The organism is Methanocella arvoryzae MRE50, assembly GCF_000063445.1.
GTDB lineage: Archaea > Halobacteriota > Methanocellia > Methanocellales > Methanocellaceae > Methanocella_A > Methanocella_A arvoryzae.
In genome coordinates, this window is record NC_009464.1 from 2,459,458 (window position 1) to 2,477,540 (window position 18,083).

Sequence of the window (18,083 nt, forward strand, 5' to 3'; positions counted from 1 at the left end):
AGTCTCTGTGAGTCTCTGTGTCTCTGTGGTTAACCGTTTCTCAGTGCATTCTCTGGAGAAAAAAGATGGGCCATGCCTCTGTGGTTTTAGCGGCGGACGGTTATTAATCTTAGCCTGTCGGACGAGTTTTCGGCGTGGCCGGCTACCCAGGACATCTCCTTGACCAGCTCGATCAGGTGGTACACTCCGACTGGGCCGAGCTCTTTCTCGCTGTCGTAGATGACTTTCATGGCCTCCTGCCGGATGACGTCGACGGTGTGTTTCTGGGAGTCGACCTTGCTGATGATCTCCTGCACTTCGTTCACCCTCTTCTTGGAGAACGAAGAGTCGAGCAGATCTACGATCTTGCTGACGGCTTCGACGTGCTCATCGACTGTGGTCAGGATCGCTGCTTCCAGCTTCAGGATGACTTCCTTGACCCGGGGTGTCATGCTTACCGGCCGCAGGGTGAGCATCTGAGCGACCATTTCGGCGCTGTTGGCAACATCGTCCTGCTGCTTGAGGAATGTCAGGATGTCCGTGCGGTCAACCGGCATCAGTAAAGTTGACGGGAGCTGTACCCTGATGTTGTTCTTGACAGTGTCGGCTTCGTGCTCCAGGGCGCTGATCTCGTCGTACAGGGCGTTGACCATGGCCTGATCCCCGTCGACGTAAGCTTTGACCGCATCGTCCATTTTCAGCACTGTCAGCTTGACTTTCTGGGAGTGTTCGGTGAGCGGCTTAAAAGGCGATCTGGCAAATAAGTCGAGGATGGATCGTCGAAAGTCTGTCATATTCCCACCAGTGTGAGTATCAGGTACGAGCCTGCAGCGGCAAGCGCTGCTACGGGAATTGTCAGTCCCCAGGCCATCAGGATCTGGACGACCACGTTCTTGTTCAGCACGCCTGTACCGCCGGCCATTACTGTACCGATTACGCTAGAAGATAAGACGTGCGTAGTACTTATAGGTGCGCCCAGATGTGAGCCGACAGCTATGGTAATAGCTGTGCCAGTTTCGGCAGCAAAGCCCTGAGACGGCGACAGTTCCTGGCTGCTCAGGCGCTCCCCGAGAGTCTGGATGATCCTCCAGCCCCCGAAGGCTGTGCCGAACCCGATGGCCAGTGCGCAGACGATGATCATCCAGGGCTTGATAACTATCTGATCATAACCATAGGTCACTGCTACGAACATGGCTATGATACCCATCGTTTTCTGGGCGTCGTTGGAGCCGTGAGAGAGGCTGACGGACGCAGAAGATAATATTTGAAGAGTTTTAAAAATGGAGTTGCTTTTATCGTGGCCCAGGTGGCTGATCACGTACCGGCCCAGGAAGAACATGATGACGAGGCCCAGGATGATGCCCACGATGGGAGAAATAAACAGGGCCATCACGACCTTGATCAGCCCGCCCCATGTCACTCCGAAGATTCCGAGGGCGATGATGCCGCTCCCCACCAGGCCTCCGATAAGTGCGTGAGACGAGCTTACCGGAAGGCCCTTGAGCCATGCAAAGACATCCCAGATAATCGCCCCCATCAGGCCTGCCATGACGATCTTAATAGTAAGCGCTTCAGTCGGGATAATGCTCGTCGCTATGACCTGGGCGACTGCCGTTCCAAGTAAAAAGGGGCCGACTATGTTCATGATCGCCGCTATGCCGATCGCTACGGAAGGCGGCAACGCCTTTGTATAAATGACTGTGGCGACGGAGTTGGCCGCGTCGTTAGATCCGTTCATGACGTCGAAGATCAGCGCTACGATGATCGCGATGACCATCAGGACAAACGGGTCTATCAACAGGTACCACTCTCGAACTTCGGAATCCTATGAGAAGTGTATTGCCTATAACCCTTGCTATATATAACTATATAATCTATATAGTTTTTCTATAACGAACGATCACTTTTTCCTATGCCGATTTATCGCGAGGGACTATTATAAAACGGACTATAAAAGGTATTACTCTAAAAATATATAGAGTCTCCGCCCGGGCGCAAAAACCTATTTATGATGACAGGAGTTCTCTACATCTATGCACGAACTGGTCGTCGAAGATGCCATGGTCTCGTTTGACGGCGAGATCCTAGCGTGCTCCATCGGCATCGATGAAGGAAAAATCACCCGGATAGCCAAGGTCCTCAAGGGCGAGGAAAAGTACGATGCCAGAGGACGGCTGGTCATGCCGGGGGTCATCGACTCCCACGTGCACTTCCGGGACATGCGGCAGGAAGAAAAGGAAGACTGGCTCAGCGGGTCAAAGGCAGCCCTGTACGGCGGGGTAACCACTGTCGTAGACATGCCTAATTCGGACCCGCCGACCTTCGACGCGGAAGCCTTCAAGGTCAAGCAGACTGTAGCCGCAAACCGGTCGATGGTTGACTTTTCCCTCAACGCGGGAGTCGGGGATAACCTGCCGCAGCTTCCGCAGCTCTGGAAGCTCGGAGCGCTGGCCTTCGGAGAGATATTCATGGCTAAGAGCACAGGCGGCTTTAGCATCGACGAGCCTGCGCTGAAAGAGGCGCTGAAGGCGATCACCCTGATGGGCGCCACCGCCAGCATCCACGCCGAGGACGAGGCCCTGCACGAGGAGCTAAAGAAATCGCTGAAGCACGACCCCTCCTCCTCGATCCACTCCAAGCTCCGGCCCAGGGAGTCGGAAATCAACGCGGTCGAGGCTGCCATCAGGCTGGCCAGGGAGACCAGAGTGGCCATGCATATCACTCACATCAGCACCTCCCGGGCCGTTGAGCTGATCTCCCGGGAAGGCATCACCTGCGACGTAACGCCCCACCACCTCTTACTGACTATGGACCACTGGGACCGTCTGGGCTCTCACGCGAAGATGAACCCGCCCATCCGCCACGACAGCGACAGGAACGCCCTGTGGAAGGCGGTCAACGACGGCTCCATCGAAGTGCTGGCCTCCGATCACGCCCCCCACACGCTGGACGAGAAAAACCTGCCTGTCAGAGAAGCCCCGTCGGGCGTGCCGGGAGTCGAAACCATGCTCCCGCTCATGCTGAAGGCGGTAGCGGATAAAAGGCTCCCGCTACAGCGGCTGATTGACATGACCTCTGCCAACCCCGCCCGAATCTTCGGGATCGAGGGCAAAGGCAGCTTCGCCGCCGGCAATGATGCCGACATGGTCTTTGTCGACATGGCGAAAGTAAGGCAGATCACCCCCGCCGGATTGCACAGCAAGGCAGGCTGGACTCCGTACAGGGGCTTCGAAGCGATCTTCCCCGAGGCCGTCATGCTCCGGGGCGATATCGTACTGGATGGTAAAGACTTCTACGCTAAGAGAGGTACCGGCAAGTTCATCCCGGGCAAAGGCTATAAGCGGCTGTCTGACGTCCTGAAGATGGCCAGGGCCGGAAAGAGAACATAAGACTGGGCTCATCTCGGCGCCAGGCCGCCTTGTGTCTAAATCGCAAAGGCGCCAGGTCGCAGAGACGCTAAGTAAAATCGCATAATTTATTATTCTTTGCGAACTAAAACTAAGGCCTCCCGGGGCCGGTTTTTCATTTACTGAGCGTCCATCACAACCTTTATAAGCTCGCAACATGCAGTATACTCTGCTCTTTACGAGGACGGGCGTGAATTCATCAGCTAATGAGATTTTGTGATCGTCCGTGCATATGGAGAGCTAAAGTAAAATCGTGTTGTAAGGTCCTTGCCTGAGTTAATGGGTACTCCTGTCTGTGAAGGACAAGACAACCTCAACGCGGTATAAACCCCGGTCGCGAGGGTAACTGGGAAGGACGGCGAGATTACTCATTAGGATGATCTCCCGGAGTTAGTGACCCGGGGATAGTTTCCATTCACCATATTGAACCTGAGAGAACCTTTTTATCATATTATTACAAGGTTACACTGATGTCATTCGAGGACGCGGTGAAACAGACCAGGGACGGCGTCGTCATCGATTTTGAGGTAACGCCTGGCGCAAAGAGCACTGTCGTGCCCAGCGGCTACAGTGTGTGGCGGAAGCGTATCGAGGTCAAGCTCAAAGCACCGCCTGAGAGAGGCCGTGCTAATGAGGAGCTGATCGAGGCCTTGTCTGACCTTTTCCACCTGCCGGCGTCGAGCATCGAGATCACTGCGGGGGCAACTAATAGTAGAAAGTCGATTAAAGTCCACGGCATCAGCACTGACGTAGTGATCGATATACTGCGGGGTAAGCTCTCTTGATGGACGATTGCGAGCGCCTGGCCGAACTTCAGCTCCTGATCGATGAGCTGGCCCACAGGGCCTTGAACGGGTCTGTCATCCTCGTCGAAGGGAGGCGTGACCGGGAGGCGCTGGATGCCTTAGGTATCCGGGGCGAGATTATGATGACTTCACAGAAGCAGTTGTTCACGTTATGCGAAGAGCTGGCGAGATCAGGCGGCGACGTGATCATCCTGTCAGACTGGGACGATCGGGGTGAAGAAGTGGCCGGGCTGGTGCAGACCTACCTGGAAGCAGACGGGCTGCGCCCGGATCTGGAGATCCGGAATAAGGTCAGGCAGCTGGTCCGAAAAGAGATCAAGGACGTGGAAAACCTCCACCGTTACATCGCCCGGCTTCGGGAGATCTGTTCGACGAAACCACAACCTTATTAAACCAATAGCACACATCTTACAATGTTAACAGCCCGCACTTACGCTATTCTCTCAGACGAGCGAAGCGAGTCCGGGCTTCACGACGTAGACACACATAAGTTCCCTACGCTTGAATAGTCAGGGTAATAATCATCTTTCATCATATCTCATGAAAACGGCCCGGCAGGTTTTAAAGAGCCACGGCAAGCCGTTTTGCTGAACCATATGAGCGCATTGCAGATACGCACTCACCGAAATGTGCCTGCCTTGCGTTAAACGAGCACGTCCTGCGAACGCCAGGACTCTATTGTATTGCCCCGGCTATTTTTTACAGTGTCAGGAACTTTAGGAGTGATAAAAAATGGAAGAATCTGACACCACAAAATACGTAATTCACGCTCACATCAGCGCCGAAGGCGTCGTCGAACGCCCCGACGTGGTTGGAGCAGTGTTCGGGCAGACCGAAGGGCTGCTCGGAGCAGACCTGGACCTCAGAGAGCTACAGAAAACCGGCAGGATAGGCAGAATCGAGGTGAACATCACCTCCAAGTACGGCAAGTCCAATGGCAACATCCTCATCCCCAGCAGCCTGGACAAAGTCGAGACCTCGATCCTCGCGGCAGCGCTCGAGACCATCGACCGTGTCGGCCCCTGTATCTCCAAGATCACAGTCACCAAGATCGAGGACGTGCGCTCGTCCAAGAGGAAGCAGATCATCGACCGTGCCAAGCACATCCTGACTGACATGTTCGACAACTCCGTGCCGGAGAGCCAGGAGATCACTGACGCCGTCAAGGCCGCGGTGCGGGTAGAGGAAGTCACCTTCATCGACAACCTGCCCGCAGGGCCCAATGTGCTCGACTCCGATGCCATCCTTGTAGTAGAGGGCAGGGCCGACGTCCTGAACCTGCTCAAGTACGGCATCAAGAACGCCATCGCCGTCGAGGGAACCAACGTGCCCCAGCTCGTCGCCGAGCTGAGCAAGAAGAAGACTGTGACTGTGTTTACGGACGGAGACCGGGGCGGAGAGCTGATCCTGAAAGAGCTGCTCCAGGTTGCCGACGTAGACTACGTCGCGAGGGCTCCTGACGGCAAGGGTGTGGAAGAACTCACCCAGAAGGAAGTCGTCAAGTCGCTCCGCAGCAAGGTCCCCGTAGAGCAGGTCATCGAAGTGCCCCAGGGCAGGCGCCGGAACAAGCTGGCAGCCCAGGCCGCAGAGAAGCAGGCCCAGGCAGAGGCCGCCCAGAAGGCGGAAGCCCCGGCGGCAGCCGCGCCCGTTCAGCCACAGCGCGAGTACCAGCAGAAAGAGTACCCCCAGAGGGAGAGCAGAGAAAGGTCCGAGCAGCCGCGCGGCGAGGTGCCGAGGCGCAAGAGCCTGAGGCGGACCGAGGAGCAGCAGGAGAGGCCCGAGCGGCCCGAGAGGTCCGAGAGGGCCGAGCGCAGGGAATACCGGGAGCGCAGGGAATACCGCGAGCCTCGTGAGCCCCGTGAGCAGAGGGAGCAGGCTCCGGCCAGAAAGGAGCGCGAGCCCTCCGAGTTCGACGAAATGATGAAAGAGCTGTCGGGAACGCTGAGCGCCAGGCTCCTGGACGCCAACAAGAACGTGATCAACACCGTCGCCGTCCGCGACCTCGCCAACACGCTCAAGGAAAGCAACGGAGACGTCAAGAGCGTCGTCTTTGACGGCGTGATTACCCAGCGCATGCTGGACATCGCCGCAGAGAAGAACCTTGAGACCCTCGTAGGCGTCAAGATGGGCAGCGTAGTCAAGCAGCCCGCAGGCGTGAAAGTAATTACGACTGAGTAAAACCCTGAGACGGAGTACAAACTCCGTCCTATTTCTTATTTTACTTTAATTTCTCAGGTATTATTGCCAGTACTGGCAATAATGTGCTCTATCAAGCGATTAAAGCATGTATTAAGGCGCATTTCTTACCAATAAGTATATGCTGCTTCCATAATAACGATTGTTAAAAAGATTCCTAGTTGATACAAATGCAAAAAGAGGATCTCATTTACCTGCATACCGTGCTGGCGAAAGTGAAGCGTCACCTGGAGTCCGAAGGCGCCACGGCAGATTTTTCCAGGTACGAGGCAATGCACATCAGCCCGGCACACATCCACCGTAACAAGACCGACCATGAGCGGGCCATCTTCTTACTGGGCGAAGCCATCGTCCAGGCCGTAGGCCGGCAGGAAGGCTCGAAGCGTATCGTGGAAACAGGCCTCAAAGAAAAAGGGTTAGCTGATCTAAAGGCTTAAGCATAATGTATGCGTTGTCCCCGTTCCGGTAGTACTTGCTGACGACTCCTAAAAATTTAAAGCCCAGCTTGAAGTAGAACGTCTGGGCTCCCAGATTGTTAACCCGGACCTCCAGCCTGATCAGGTTTGCCCTGCTTCGCACCGTATCGATGTAATATTCCATAAGCGACGTGCCGACTTTCTTTTTCCTGTAGCCTTCTTTGACCGCCAGCAGAAGTACTCTTGCCTCGTCCATAATCAGGGCGCCGACAAGATACCCGCAGACTACGCCGTCATACTCGGCGACGAGAAACCCCTCCGTCGGATAATTCTCAATCACGCTATACAATACGGGATTGGGCTCGTGGAAGATCTCCTCCTCCATCTCGAGAATCGTCCGGGAATCATCCAGTTCAAAGGGCCTGATGTGAATCAGAATAGTCACCCGTAAGTATTTTCAGACAGCTATTCTATATGGTGCCTCATGGGCATTATAGGTTATGATGACCTCGCAGAGTACATTCTGCAGCATTATCCCGCGGGCTCACGAATCATTGAAGTGGGCATCGGCAGGCACCCTGATACGGCAGAACTGCTATCACGCTATTGTGACTTTACCTGCACTGACGTAATGCCGGAAGGCCCGGAAAAGCTGAACTATGTCCGGGACGACGTTTTCCAGCCTGATATGCGCCTGTACGAAGGCGCTTCGCTCATCTACTCTATCCGGCCGCCCGTGGACCTCCAGGATTCTATCGCAGCGATCGCAAACAGGGTTGGAGCCGACCTCCTGATCAGGCCGTTCTCATCCGAAAAGACCGACCTCAGCCGCCATTTTTCAGAGTTCCGCTGCATTAACTATAAGCGGGCGGTATTCTTTTTATACCAGAATAAACGGTAAAATTTTTCACAGCATATGTTACAGCATGCTTATTTTAAGCAGATTTATCTTCTCACGTAAACTTTTACACCGATTAGATATATGCTGCCTCACAAGCATTTAGCTAACAAGCGCCAACGACGGGGGCATTCTAAATTCTGTACACCCACTGTGATCCACTTCTGTCAGAACAACCACGGGCGAGGCTCCCGGGCGCTTACTTACCACTATCTGACTCACCACCTGCTGAAAAGCAGCTTTTCACCGCACGCGATCGAACCCGGTGTCGCCCCGACCTGGGCATTCCTTTTTTCAAAGACTACTTCTTCCCCCTGGACATCAGCGCTCGCTCCGCTTTTAAAGAACTCAACGGAAATGTAGACAGGCTATACCTGCTCAGGCGGGACAGACCTGAATCCGTGACTCCTTTGCGTTTCGGCAGGCACCATATCCGGGGCGGGCAGGAGATCATCGTGGCGGAATGTACTGACCGGATATTTATCGAGCCCGAGGATGACTGCATCGTCGACATGGAAAGCACTGCGATACGTGTCGAGCCCGCCGGGAAATCCTGGGCCGGGATAACCTGGGGAATCCTGTCCCACGTAAGCGCCTCCATACCGTGTGCGCCCTCCACTGGCGATCTGTTCAGCTGCATATCTACGCTATGCCGTGCGACGGGAGATGAATCTGTGATGCGGAGCCATCCCTTTTTCAGGAGACCTCTGAGGGCGTATCCAGAAAAAGGTGCTGCTCCTGCCGCAGCTCAACGGTGCTGCAGCTCTGACGTGACCTTTTACCTGCCGCATGATCTCCAATACCTCTATGCTGCCGCACCTCTGGCATGCTACGCCGGAGCCGACATCAAAACCGGACGAAGCCCGGCGATATCTCTCTCAGGAGAACTGCTGCCACTTTCCGGAGACCCGTACCAGTTCGCCAGACAGGCCTGCGGTATGCTACGATTTGCCTTCCATGCAGACTGCGCCGCCCGATATGAGTTTACTACAGGCAGGCCGCTGGCTGGCATTGATGTGACTGCGGAGACATGCTTACAACCAAAAGACCTGCTGTCCATGAGCCTTGCCGATCGGCTTCTCGCATACTTCCGGGATGGCATCCGCGAAGACCACCTGCAGTCGCCATGGCATACTGCCACTTACCTTGACCCGGTACCCTCCAGCATCGCATATATTCCGTCGCTACTCCAGTCTCTGACTGCTATCTTCAGCCCTGCAGGCAGATGGGTTACCGAACGGGAAGTCGTCCTGCTGGAGGTGCGACAGTTCCTGGGCAGATGCCAGAGGACAGAAGAGACAGGTACCGGCAGACGGGGTCACGTAATAATGCCCGTCCTGGAAAATGCCTTCGTACACCAGTGGATCTCGGACGGCTATCCGATCGACGCCATAAAACAGATACGGACACCCATGCTGAGCCAGTCAGCCAGCTTCAGGATCGGGCAGGTCCCGCGTATAGCGATCATATGTAACGAGGATACAATGATCCGGGAAACAGTTGCCATGCGTGATACCCTGGAAGATCTTGCTTCAATCGCTCTGATGAGAAATGTCACTTGCGACGATATCCCCTGTATCCTGGAAGAAGGCTATGATATAGTCCAGTTCATAGGCCACTGTGATCACAGGGGTTTTAAATGCCAGGACGGCTATGCCGACCTCTCGATAGTCGAGTACAACCGGACGCCTGTATTCTTTTTTAACTCCTGCTCCAGCTACCTGCAGGGCATGAAACTGCTCGAAAAAGGCTCGATCTGCGGCATTTCGACGCTGTACAAGGTAACGGACGAGGTAGCGATGGATATCAGCCTGAACTTTTACCGGCTTCTGGCCCGGGGATATCCGGTCCTGGTAGCCTACCTCGGAGCTAAAGAGTGCTCTGTGATCGGCAAAGAATATCTGCTAATGGGTGACGGTCAGGTATCTTTATTTAATGCTGGCATGCATATGCCACTTTATAAGCTTGTCAGATCCGGAAGCAGGTTTGACTTAAGCTGTCTGGTATCGAGCTTCGAAAAAGGCCTGGTTCACTGTGCAGAATCCGGATCACAGGGATTGCCCGATACAGGCATCCTACTCCGGGACATTTCACTGAAATCCCTGATTGAGGATACCCATCTACCTGAAGGGTCCTGCATCTCTGACGGCAGAATCTTCGACAGTATCGCAGATGCTGTCTATGAGTATATTGAATATCAATCGATTCCTGCGATACGTAACTATAACTATATATTGTAACTATCTGTAACTATCGCAGAGGTCGAAACCTATATATACAGAGTATGCCTTTTAGTGTCTCGCACAAAATGCATGTGAGGCCAGTAATTGCCAGCAGGCAAATGCTCGCCAGAACATGGGATTTGTGAAGTCAGTCATAATATTATATGTCTGGCAAATAATAAATTACCTGCAAAATACGATGCCGGAAAGTTATATATACCAGGCACGTACTATTAGGTAATCCCGCACGGCATCACAGCACAACGCTGTAAAATGCGAGAGCGGGAACGTTGTCGTAAGTTAATCTTCCGATGATTCAAAAATTTTGAATCACAAATCGTAAGTTATAAATACGATGGCGGACTAATAATAAATTCCCGAGAAATTCGGGTATAATTTAAAATCACATAGCCGTAGTCTGCTCATGCGGCCCTGACCCAGTGCGACAGCACGGGATGAGTGGCTGTTCTAAGGCTGCGGCATATTAATGAGGAGCTGAGGGGCGCACCTTTTTGTGGTGTGGTCGTGGCTTTGATGTTGGTTGGTTGTTCGATATTTCCTTGATTGGTGATTTGGGTTTTGTCATTTCACCAGTTGAAGTTAGTATTGAATGTTAGTACATAAGTTAGTGTGTGTACATGCACATGGTAATCTGTGTGTTGGTGTACCGCATCTGATTCCTTGAACTAAGATTTTAGACTTCTCTTGTGTGGGATTAAAATAGATAAGCTTTTGTGTGCTTAATTCTGGTTGATCCTGCCAGAGGTCACTGCTATCGGTGTTCGATTAAGCCATGCGAGTCGAGAGGCGTCATGGCCTCGGCGTACTGCTCAGTAACACGTGGACAACCTGCCCAAAGGTTCGGGATAACCCCGGGAAACTGGGGATAATACCGGATAGGTCACAAATACTGGAATTTGTTTTGTGGTTGAAACTTCCGGGGCCTTTGGATGGGTCTGCGGCGGATTAGGTTGTTGCCGGTGTAACGTACCGTCAAGCCTGTAATCCGTACGGGTTGTGGGAGCAAGAGCCCGGAGATGGATTCTGAGACACGAATCCAGGCCCTACGGGGCGCAGCAGGCGCGAAAACTCTACAATGCAGGCAACTGCGATAGGGGAACATCGAGTGCTCATCATTTTGGTGGGCTGTCCCATCGTCTAAAAAACGGTGGTTAGCAAGGGCCGGGCAAGACCGGTGCCAGCCGCCGCGGTAATACCGGCGGCTCGAGTGGTGGCCGATATTATTGAGTCTAAAGGGTCCGTAGCCGGCTTTGCAAGTCTTTTGGGAAATCCAGCGGCTTAACCGTTGGGCGGCCAGGAGATACTACATTGCTTGGGACTGGGAGAGGTAAGAGGTACTCAGGGGGTAGGAGTGAAATCCTGTAATCCTTTGGGGACCACCGGTGGCGAAGGCGTCTTACCAGAACAGGTCCGACGGTGAGGGACGAAAGCTAGGGGCACGAACCGGATTAGATACCCGGGTAGTCCTAGCCGTAAACGATGCTCGCTAGGTGTCACAACAATCGTGAATTGTTGTGGTGCCGTAGGGAAGCCGTGAAGCGAGCCACTTGGGAAGTACGACCGCAAGGTTGAAACTTAAAGGAATTGGCGGGGGAGCACCACAACGGGTGGAGCCTGCGGTTTAATTGGACTCAACGCCGGACAGCTTACCGGGATCGACAGTTGTATGAAGGCCAGGCTGAAGACCTTGCCGGACTAGCTGAGAGGAGGTGCATGGCCGCCGTCAGTTCGTACCGTGAGGCGTCCTGTTAAGTCAGGCAACGAGCGAGACCCATATCCACTGTTGCTAACACTTCTAGAAATAGATGGTGAGTACACGGTGGAGACCGCTGGCGCTAAGTCAGAGGAAGGAGTGGTCGACGGTAGGTCAGTATGCCCCGAATATCCCGGGCTACACGCGGGCTACAATGGACTGGACAATGGGTAACGACACCGAAAGGTGAGGTCAATCTCTTAAACCAGTTCTTAGTCCGGATTGAGGGCTGTAACTCGCCCTCATGAAGATGGAATCCGTAGTAATCGCATTTCAAAACAGTGCGGTGAATACGTCCCTGCTCCTTGCACACACCGCCCGTCAAACCACCCGAGTGGGGTTTGAATGAGGGCCTCTTTCATTGAGAGGCTCGAATTCATGCTCTGTAAGGGGGGTTAAGTCGTAACAAGGTAGCCGTAGGGGAATCTGCGGCTGGATCACCTCCTAACGAATCGTGTCCCCAGGACACGAACAACCCCAAAACGGGTTAATAGAATCAAGATCCTATGTCACCAGTCGGGGAGTCGATAAACAACCAATCAAGTATGAATGGTTTGCTGGAGCTGCTCAGCGCAGTGCCAGGCCTTGATTGCCTCGGGGGCTTGTAGCTCAGTTGGAAGAGCGCCGCCTTTGCAAGGCGGAGGCCCTGGGTTCAAATCCCAGCAAGTCCACTACCATACACTGGGCGTAATCCTTAAATAGGAAGCACGACTTGTATGGAGCTCGCAACACCCCAAAACAAGGAAAGTGTTGCAAGCGAAAATAACGTAGTAATATTCATCTAAAAGTTCACAGATGATCGGTGCACCACGTAGACTGGGGTTTATGTGGGAAGGGTTGATGTTCGCAAATAAGGGATCTAAAAAATAGTTGGTCTTCTTTCCAGTTTGCGATCGATGATGCTGTGTAAAGGAATTTTTGCTCTGGACGCTGTATTGGAATGTGAATATGTTCCGATAATAGCAATTAATGTTAGCATAGTTTAGTTACTGCAAAGAGATAAGATTCGGTAATTCCGATTGTCTTTTGGCGTTGCTATGCCGTCTAGTGAATGGCTGGGCTCAAGAACCGATGAAGGACGTGCCAAGCTGCGATAAGCCATGGGGAGGCGCAAGGAACCGTTGATCCGTGGATCTCCTAATAGGAACTCCTAACACTTTTTGTGTTGACCCGATAAGGGTTGGGAACGCCCTGAGTTGAAACATCTGCGTAGGGGCAGGAAGAGAAAACAAACTTTGTGATGCTGTTAGTAACGGCGAGTGAACACAGCACAGCCTAAACTGAATCCCTCCTTGTAAGAGGAAGGGAGATGTGGTGTTTTAAGCCCGCTTTTTAAATCGGCCAGATATAAGATTAAGTCCCCTGGAACGGGGTACCGTAGAGGGTGATAGTCCCGTAGTCGCTATCTGGTGGTTGTAGCGTGTGCTTGAGTACCGTGGGTCGGAAATCTCGCGGGAATATTGGGGGACACTTACCTCCAAGGCTAAAAATATCTTGAGACCGATAGCGCAATAGTAGAGTGATCGAAAGCTGAAAAGCACCCTGAGAAGGGAGGTTAAAAGAGCCTGAAACGAGACGGCGATGGAGGGACAAGGCATTAAAGGATCTTCCACTTGAAGGAAGCAACCGCGAGGTTGTTGTACGAGAGTGGTTGCCAATGTTTTGTCGTACGTTTTGAAGAACGGGCCAAGGAGTGTACTCGAATGGCGAGGCTAACCCAGTAGTGGGGGAGTCGTAGGGAAACCAACAAGCCTGCAAGCAATGAGAGGCGACGTATACAAGTGCGTGGAGTCATTAGGGTACGACCCGAAACCAGGTGATCTAGACGTGGGCAGATTGAAGCGTAACGAAAGTTACGTGGAGGATCGTTAGGGGTTTTGACGTGCAAATCATTCCCGTGACCTACGCCTAGGGGTGAAAGTCCAATCGAACTTGGAAACAGCTGGTTCCTCCAGAAACATATCGTAGTATGACCTCACACGAGGCCGGAGGCCGAGTAGAGCACTGATTAAGGGAGCCGGGCGGGAAACTGCTCGTCCTTTTGTCAAACTCCAAAGCGGCTTTCGCTGTAGACTGTGGGCAGTCCGGGCTGGGGGGTAAGCTTCTAGTCCGTAAGGGAGACAACCCAGACCTGGGTTAAGGTCCCTAATTGTAGGCTAAGTGTAAACACTGAAGGGCGTCCCAAGCCCTAGACAACTGGGAGGTGAGCTTAGAAGCAGCTACCCTTTAAAAATAGCGTAACAGCTTACCAGTCGAGGTTTGGGGCCCCGAAAATGGACGGGGCTCAAGCCTACAACCGAGACCCAGGCGTACCGAGAGGTAATCGCGTATGGAGGCGTTCCGGGTGGGTAGAAGCAAGGCTGTAAAGTCTTGTGGACCACCTGGAAACGAAAATCTTGGCATTAGTAGCAGCTTAGCAAGGTGAGAATCCTTGCCGCCGAAAGGGCCAGGTTTCCTCGGCAATGATCGTCAGCCGAGGGTTAGTCGGTCCTAAGATACATCTTAACCGGAATGTGTCAAAAGGGAAACAGGTTAATATTCCTGTACTCTTGCATAGTGAAACCAACGCTTCAGGTTAACATTTGCAGGCTCGTCTGCCTGTTCAAGCTAATAGCCTCGTGGAGAACCGTAATGGTGAGAAGCGGGGTAACATGTGATGACGTAAGAAATGCCACCCTGGAGCCCATGAAAAGGGAATGCAAGAACCGTACCGAGATCCGACACAGGTGCCCCTAGTTTAGTAGACTAAGGCGTGTCGGTTTACCGTGGCCAAGGGAATTCGGCAAATTAGCCCCGTAACTTCGGGATAAGGGGTGCCTGCCATGAAGATGGCAGGTCGCAGTGACGAGGGAGCGCTGACTGTCTAATAACAACATAGCTGATCGCCAAACTGTAAAGTCTAGTACGATCAGTGAATCCTGCCCAGTGCAGGTACCTGAAAACCTCGTTCAAGGGGAAGAAGGGCCTGTCAACGGCGGGGGTAACTATAACCCTCTTAAGGTAGCGTAGTACCTTGCCGCTTAATTGGCGGCTTGCATGAATGGATCAACGAGCGCTCTACTGTCCCTGGCCACGCGCCGGTGAACTTTACATCCTAGTGCAGAGTCTAGGGACCCCTAATGGGAAGTGAAGACCCCGTGGAGCTTTACTGCAACCTGTCGCTGGGTTGTGGCCCTGGATGTGCAGCGTAGGTAGGACCCGTCGAAACCAAGACGCTAGTTTTGGTGGAGGGGCTCATGAGACACTACCCTTCTTGGACTACGACCCTAACTCAGAGATGAGGACCCCGATAGGTGGGCAGTTTGGCTGGGGCGGCACGCCCGCGAAAAAATATCGAGGGCGCTCTAAGGTCAACTCAATCGAGTCAGAAACTCGACCGAGAGTGTAAGGGCATAAGTTGGCTTGACTGGCAACCGCATAATGAGGTTGGCAGAGACGAAAGTCGGACCTAACGAACCACTACGCCTTCTAAGTGAGGGCTATTGATGTCAGAAAAGCTACCCCGGGGATAACAGAGTCGTCGCCGGCAAGAGTACATATCGACCCGGCGGCTTGCTACCTCGATGTCGGTTCTTTCCATCCTGGCAGTGCAGCAGCTGCCAAGGGTGAGGTTGTTCGCCTATTAAAGGAGATCGTGAGCTGGGTTTAGACCGTCGTGAGACAGGTCGGTTACTATCTGTTAGGGGTGCAAGAAAGTCTGAGGGGAAGTTGCTTTTAGTACGAGAGGAACAAGGCAACGGCGTCACTAGTCTACCAGTTGTCCGACAGGGCATCGCTGGGCAGCCACACGCTAAGTTGTAAGGGCTGAAAGCATCTAAGCCCGAAAAACACCCTGAAAAGAGACTTTCACACGGACACTCATAAAAGATGAGTTAGATAGAGTTGAGGTGTACACACCAAGGTAACGAGGTGCTCAGCCTGCAACCACTAAAAGTCCAACCCGCCAAAAAACAACAACGAGTACCGGGTCCTAAACACTAACTATAACTAACAACTTGTTATAGTCGGGGTTCTCATTCCAAAGCGAAATCCAGAGCGAAACAAGCTTTACACAGACAGTTCAACCAACCGAATCCTTAACTCATAAATCATTGTAATTGTTTGTGGGTTTTGGCGGCCATAGCACCAGTGTTACACCCGGTCCCATTCCGAACCCGGAAGTTAAGCCTGGTCACGTAATATGCTGTACTAAGGTACGCGAGTCCCTGGGAACCATAATACGCTGCCAACCCACCAACAATAACCAAAACAACTTTTTTTTGTAATTATCTTGTAATAGCAATAGGCTATTAAAAAATAAATAATTGCTTTTACAATTCTTGTAATAGCAATAGCTATTAAAAAATAAATAATTGCTTTTACAATAACTCATCAGTACACTTAACAACAGCAAACATGCCACTTAATGCAGACACAAATGCATTATGAACATCAATTGCATCAACAATTTGATCCTTAAACTGCAAATCTTTAGTAGCACAAGCATCAGAGGCTAAAATACATTTAAAACCATAATCATAAGCAGCCCTGACTGTTGAATCTACGCACATATGAGTCATCATACCACATACGACCAATTGTTCTATCTCTAATTGCTTCAGCTTATCCAGTAGCGTAGTTTCTCTAAAACTGTTAGGATAATGCTTCACTATCGTAATCTCCCCAGCCGCCGGTTTGACATTATCATGTATTTCGCTTCCTGCAGTCCCTGGTATAAAGAATGAGGCTCCGGGGCGTGTTGACATATGTTGAACATGAATAACCGGTTGCTTGTTTAACCTGAAAGCATCCAGCAGCCTTCTGGCATTCATGGAAGCTTCTACTGCCCCGGTAAGCTCGCTCTTTCCGCCCGGGAAATAATCGTTCTGAATATCAATAAGTAGTAATGCAGTCCGCATGTCCTTTAGATTACTATATGGTAAAAAATAAGTTTCCATCCATTTACGCTTACAGCTGGCATTTCGGGCAAATATATGAAGCAGTGCTGCCTGTTTTAATCTTCTCAATAGTAGTATTACATACTGGACATGGCTGGCCTTCCTTGTAGCCGACCAAAAAGCTATCGATGCTTCCGTTGTGGCCATAGAGATCTTTTTCGAACTTCAAGCCGCCATGGGCAGCGGCATTATGCAGATTGCCTATGATGGATTTGAATAATCTCTCTATCTCGTCATCTGATAACTGGCGGACTTTCCTATCCGGGTGCAGCCTCGCTGTGAATAGGATGTCCTGGGCGTACACGTTGCCGATTCCTGCAATGATTTTTTGATCCAGCAAGAGCGTCTTGAGTGAGCACCTCTTGCCGGACAGTAGTTTCTTAAAACAGTCAAAGGTAAACTCAGGTTCAATAGGGGATATGCCGAGTGCTGAAGTCATCTTGTGGCTTTTGAGCTCATTATTCTTGACAATATGGACGTAACCGAACCACCAGAAGTTGATCGACAGTGCCGATGCGTCAGTATATGTGAACTTTAGCTTATATTTTCCTTCCGGTTCAGATCCCGGTCTGTGATATAGCACATCTCCTCCCATGCCGAGGTTCAGCAGGAGTGTCCTATCTTCTCCAGCCGCCGTGAAGATCCACTTTCCTCTTGATCTAGTTTCTCCTATTCTCTTTCCTGTAAGGAGGTCTCTGAACTCTGCGCTGTTCACGTTCAGGCACTTTTCCTGTACTATTTCTATATCTGCTATCGTCTTACCCTGGAGCTCTTTGTTCATCTGCATGGCAAGATTGTATATCTCTGGTAATTCTGGCATATCATTCTCTCATCTAACATGATAACGTTCTGTCACATATGCTATTTCAGTATCCGCAGCAAAAGTAATCTCTCTTAGCCTGAATTAGCTTTATCGTAAACTTCTTAACTTTGACGACATTATCAGTAGTGACAGATATGGGCATCGATGACCTTGAAAAGGATATGGGAAGCCTGAGGATTCCTGCCCGGGCGCCCCCTGGCAGGCGGCTGGATATGAGCGTGAAGCACGCAGGCCTTAAAGTGATCATACTTCGGGCAATGGCATTCGTCTTCATCGCAGCATTGCTCGCTTTCTCGATATTGACTATGCTCAACGTCGAGGCCTCCGGTATGGACCGCACTGTCCTCCTGGCCATCCTCTTCATCCTCGTGGCCGGCGGTGCTTTCGTGTCTATGAAGCTCTGGAGCCTCGAGTATGGCGGCTGGCTGTTCATGTTACTCATCTGTTTCGCAGGTATCGCCCTTCCATTGTTCTCTGCATATAATCGTGGGGCTATGGCCGTCGGCACTCTGCCGATCATCGTATCTTCACTAATAGGACTGGCCCTGCTCTGGTATGCAAAGGGCGTGCTGGGGATCAAGAAGTTTTCGGACGTATTTAGCCCGCGCTAAAAAAGGATAATGGA

At 51.9% G+C, this 18,083-nt stretch carries 13 protein-coding genes, 1 tRNA gene and 3 rRNA genes; 12 read left to right on the forward strand and 5 right to left on the reverse strand.

Features of this window, described 5'->3' with window-relative positions; genetic code table 11:
* Nucleotides 1–86: 86 nt before the first annotated feature.
* Together RCI_RS12145 and RCI_RS12150 are read right to left on the reverse strand one after the other, a co-directional pair.
* On the reverse strand, nt 87–773 hold the full coding sequence (locus RCI_RS12145; RefSeq protein ID WP_012036744.1) for a TIGR00153 family protein: 687 nt from the start codon (nt 771–773) through the stop codon (nt 87–89).
* Nucleotides 770–1,777 carry an inorganic phosphate transporter gene (locus RCI_RS12150; protein ID WP_012036745.1) on the reverse strand — a complete coding sequence of 336 codons (1,008 nt, stop codon included), beginning with the start codon at nt 1,775–1,777 and terminating at the stop codon, nt 770–772. Before RCI_RS12150 ends, RCI_RS12145 begins: the two co-directional genes overlap by 4 nt.
* A gap of 235 nt (nt 1,778–2,012) precedes the next feature.
* Between RCI_RS12150 and RCI_RS12155 the strand changes: the two genes are divergently transcribed.
* The 5 genes from RCI_RS12155 (at nt 2,013) to RCI_RS15930 (ending at nt 6,825) form a co-directional block, all read left to right on the forward strand.
* Nucleotides 2,013–3,368, forward strand: coding sequence for a dihydroorotase (locus RCI_RS12155; protein ID WP_012036746.1), 1,356 nt, complete (start codon nt 2,013–2,015; stop codon nt 3,366–3,368).
* Between the two features lie 488 nt (nt 3,369–3,856).
* A complete protein-coding gene (locus RCI_RS12160) occupies nt 3,857–4,171 on the forward strand; it encodes a DUF167 domain-containing protein (RefSeq protein WP_012036747.1) in 315 nt (104 codons plus the stop codon).
* The gene (locus tag RCI_RS12165; RefSeq protein ID WP_048198559.1) at nt 4,171–4,584 is read left to right on the forward strand and encodes a DNA primase; all 414 of its coding nucleotides are present in this window, start codon (nt 4,171–4,173) and stop codon (nt 4,582–4,584) included. The genes RCI_RS12160 and RCI_RS12165 overlap by 1 nt, the downstream gene beginning before the upstream one ends.
* Nucleotides 4,585–4,924: 340 nt before the next feature.
* Nucleotides 4,925–6,370 carry a DNA primase DnaG gene (gene dnaG / locus RCI_RS12170; protein ID WP_012036749.1) on the forward strand — a complete coding sequence of 482 codons (1,446 nt, stop codon included), beginning with the start codon at nt 4,925–4,927 and terminating at the stop codon, nt 6,368–6,370.
* A 188-nt stretch (nt 6,371–6,558) separates the two neighbouring features.
* Complete coding sequence (locus RCI_RS15930; protein ID WP_012036750.1) at nt 6,559–6,825, forward strand: UPF0058 family protein; 267 nt, start codon at nt 6,559–6,561, stop codon at nt 6,823–6,825.
* Here RCI_RS15930 and rimI read toward each other — a convergent pair.
* The gene (gene rimI, locus RCI_RS12180) at nt 6,791–7,249 is read right to left on the reverse strand and encodes a ribosomal protein S18-alanine N-acetyltransferase (protein ID WP_012036751.1); all 459 of its coding nucleotides are present in this window, start codon (nt 7,247–7,249) and stop codon (nt 6,791–6,793) included. The genes RCI_RS15930 and rimI overlap by 35 nt on opposite strands.
* A 39-nt stretch (nt 7,250–7,288) precedes the next feature.
* Here rimI and RCI_RS12185 point away from each other — a divergent pair, with 39 nt between their 5' ends.
* The 6 genes from RCI_RS12185 (at nt 7,289) to rrf (ending at nt 15,929) form a co-directional block, all read left to right on the forward strand.
* On the forward strand, nt 7,289–7,705 hold the full coding sequence (locus RCI_RS12185) for a UPF0146 family protein (protein WP_012036752.1): 417 nt from the start codon (nt 7,289–7,291) through the stop codon (nt 7,703–7,705).
* A 398-nt stretch (nt 7,706–8,103) separates the two neighbouring features.
* A complete protein-coding gene (locus RCI_RS12190; protein ID WP_012036754.1) occupies nt 8,104–9,942 on the forward strand; it encodes a hypothetical protein in 1,839 nt (612 codons plus the stop codon).
* A 725-nt stretch (nt 9,943–10,667) separates the two neighbouring features.
* Nucleotides 10,668–12,144 (forward strand): 16S ribosomal RNA (locus tag RCI_RS12195).
* Between the two features lie 152 nt (nt 12,145–12,296).
* Nucleotides 12,297–12,369: transfer RNA gene (locus tag RCI_RS12200), tRNA-Ala, on the forward strand.
* Between the two features lie 351 nt (nt 12,370–12,720).
* Nucleotides 12,721–15,649 (forward strand): 23S ribosomal RNA (locus RCI_RS12205).
* 158 nt (nt 15,650–15,807) lie between these two features.
* Nucleotides 15,808–15,929, forward strand: a 5S ribosomal RNA gene (rrf, locus tag RCI_RS12210).
* The 16S, 23S and 5S rRNA genes sit together here with 1 tRNA gene alongside, the layout of an rRNA operon.
* A 127-nt stretch (nt 15,930–16,056) precedes the next feature.
* Here the strand turns inward: rrf and RCI_RS12215 are convergent.
* Both RCI_RS12215 and RCI_RS12220 read right to left on the reverse strand, forming a co-directional pair.
* Complete coding sequence (locus RCI_RS12215; RefSeq protein WP_012036755.1) at nt 16,057–16,596, reverse strand: cysteine hydrolase family protein; 540 nt, start codon at nt 16,594–16,596, stop codon at nt 16,057–16,059.
* 49 nt (nt 16,597–16,645) lie between these two features.
* Nucleotides 16,646–17,455 carry an Fpg/Nei family DNA glycosylase gene (locus RCI_RS12220; RefSeq protein ID WP_012036756.1) on the reverse strand — a complete coding sequence of 270 codons (810 nt, stop codon included), beginning with the start codon at nt 17,453–17,455 and terminating at the stop codon, nt 16,646–16,648.
* A 137-nt stretch (nt 17,456–17,592) separates the two neighbouring features.
* Between RCI_RS12220 and RCI_RS12225 the strand changes: the two genes are divergently transcribed.
* A complete protein-coding gene (locus RCI_RS12225) occupies nt 17,593–18,069 on the forward strand; it encodes a hypothetical protein (RefSeq protein WP_012036757.1) in 477 nt (158 codons plus the stop codon).
* The last annotated feature ends 14 nt before the right edge of the window (nt 18,070–18,083 follow it).

Bases quoted from the DNA above. Each gene is read 5' to 3' on its own strand.
- RCI_RS12145 (WP_012036744.1), bottom strand. From the start codon at position 773: ATGACAGACTTTCGACGATCCATCCTCGACTTATTTGCCAGATCGCCT.
- RCI_RS12155 (WP_012036746.1), top strand. From the start codon at position 2,013: ATGCACGAACTGGTCGTCGAAGATGCCATGGTCTCGTTTGACGGCGAG.
- RCI_RS12160 (WP_012036747.1), top strand. From the start codon at position 3,857: ATGTCATTCGAGGACGCGGTGAAACAGACCAGGGACGGCGTCGTCATC.
- RCI_RS12165 (WP_048198559.1), top strand. From the start codon at position 4,171: ATGGACGATTGCGAGCGCCTGGCCGAACTTCAGCTCCTGATCGATGAG.
- dnaG (WP_012036749.1), top strand. From the start codon at position 4,925: ATGGAAGAATCTGACACCACAAAATACGTAATTCACGCTCACATCAGC.
- RCI_RS15930 (WP_012036750.1), top strand. From the start codon at position 6,559: ATGCAAAAAGAGGATCTCATTTACCTGCATACCGTGCTGGCGAAAGTG.
- RCI_RS12185 (WP_012036752.1), top strand. From the start codon at position 7,289: ATGGGCATTATAGGTTATGATGACCTCGCAGAGTACATTCTGCAGCAT.
- RCI_RS12215 (WP_012036755.1), bottom strand. From the start codon at position 16,596: ATGCGGACTGCATTACTACTTATTGATATTCAGAACGATTATTTCCCG.
- RCI_RS12220 (WP_012036756.1), bottom strand. From the start codon at position 17,455: ATGCCAGAATTACCAGAGATATACAATCTTGCCATGCAGATGAACAAA.
- RCI_RS12225 (WP_012036757.1), top strand. From the start codon at position 17,593: ATGGGCATCGATGACCTTGAAAAGGATATGGGAAGCCTGAGGATTCCT.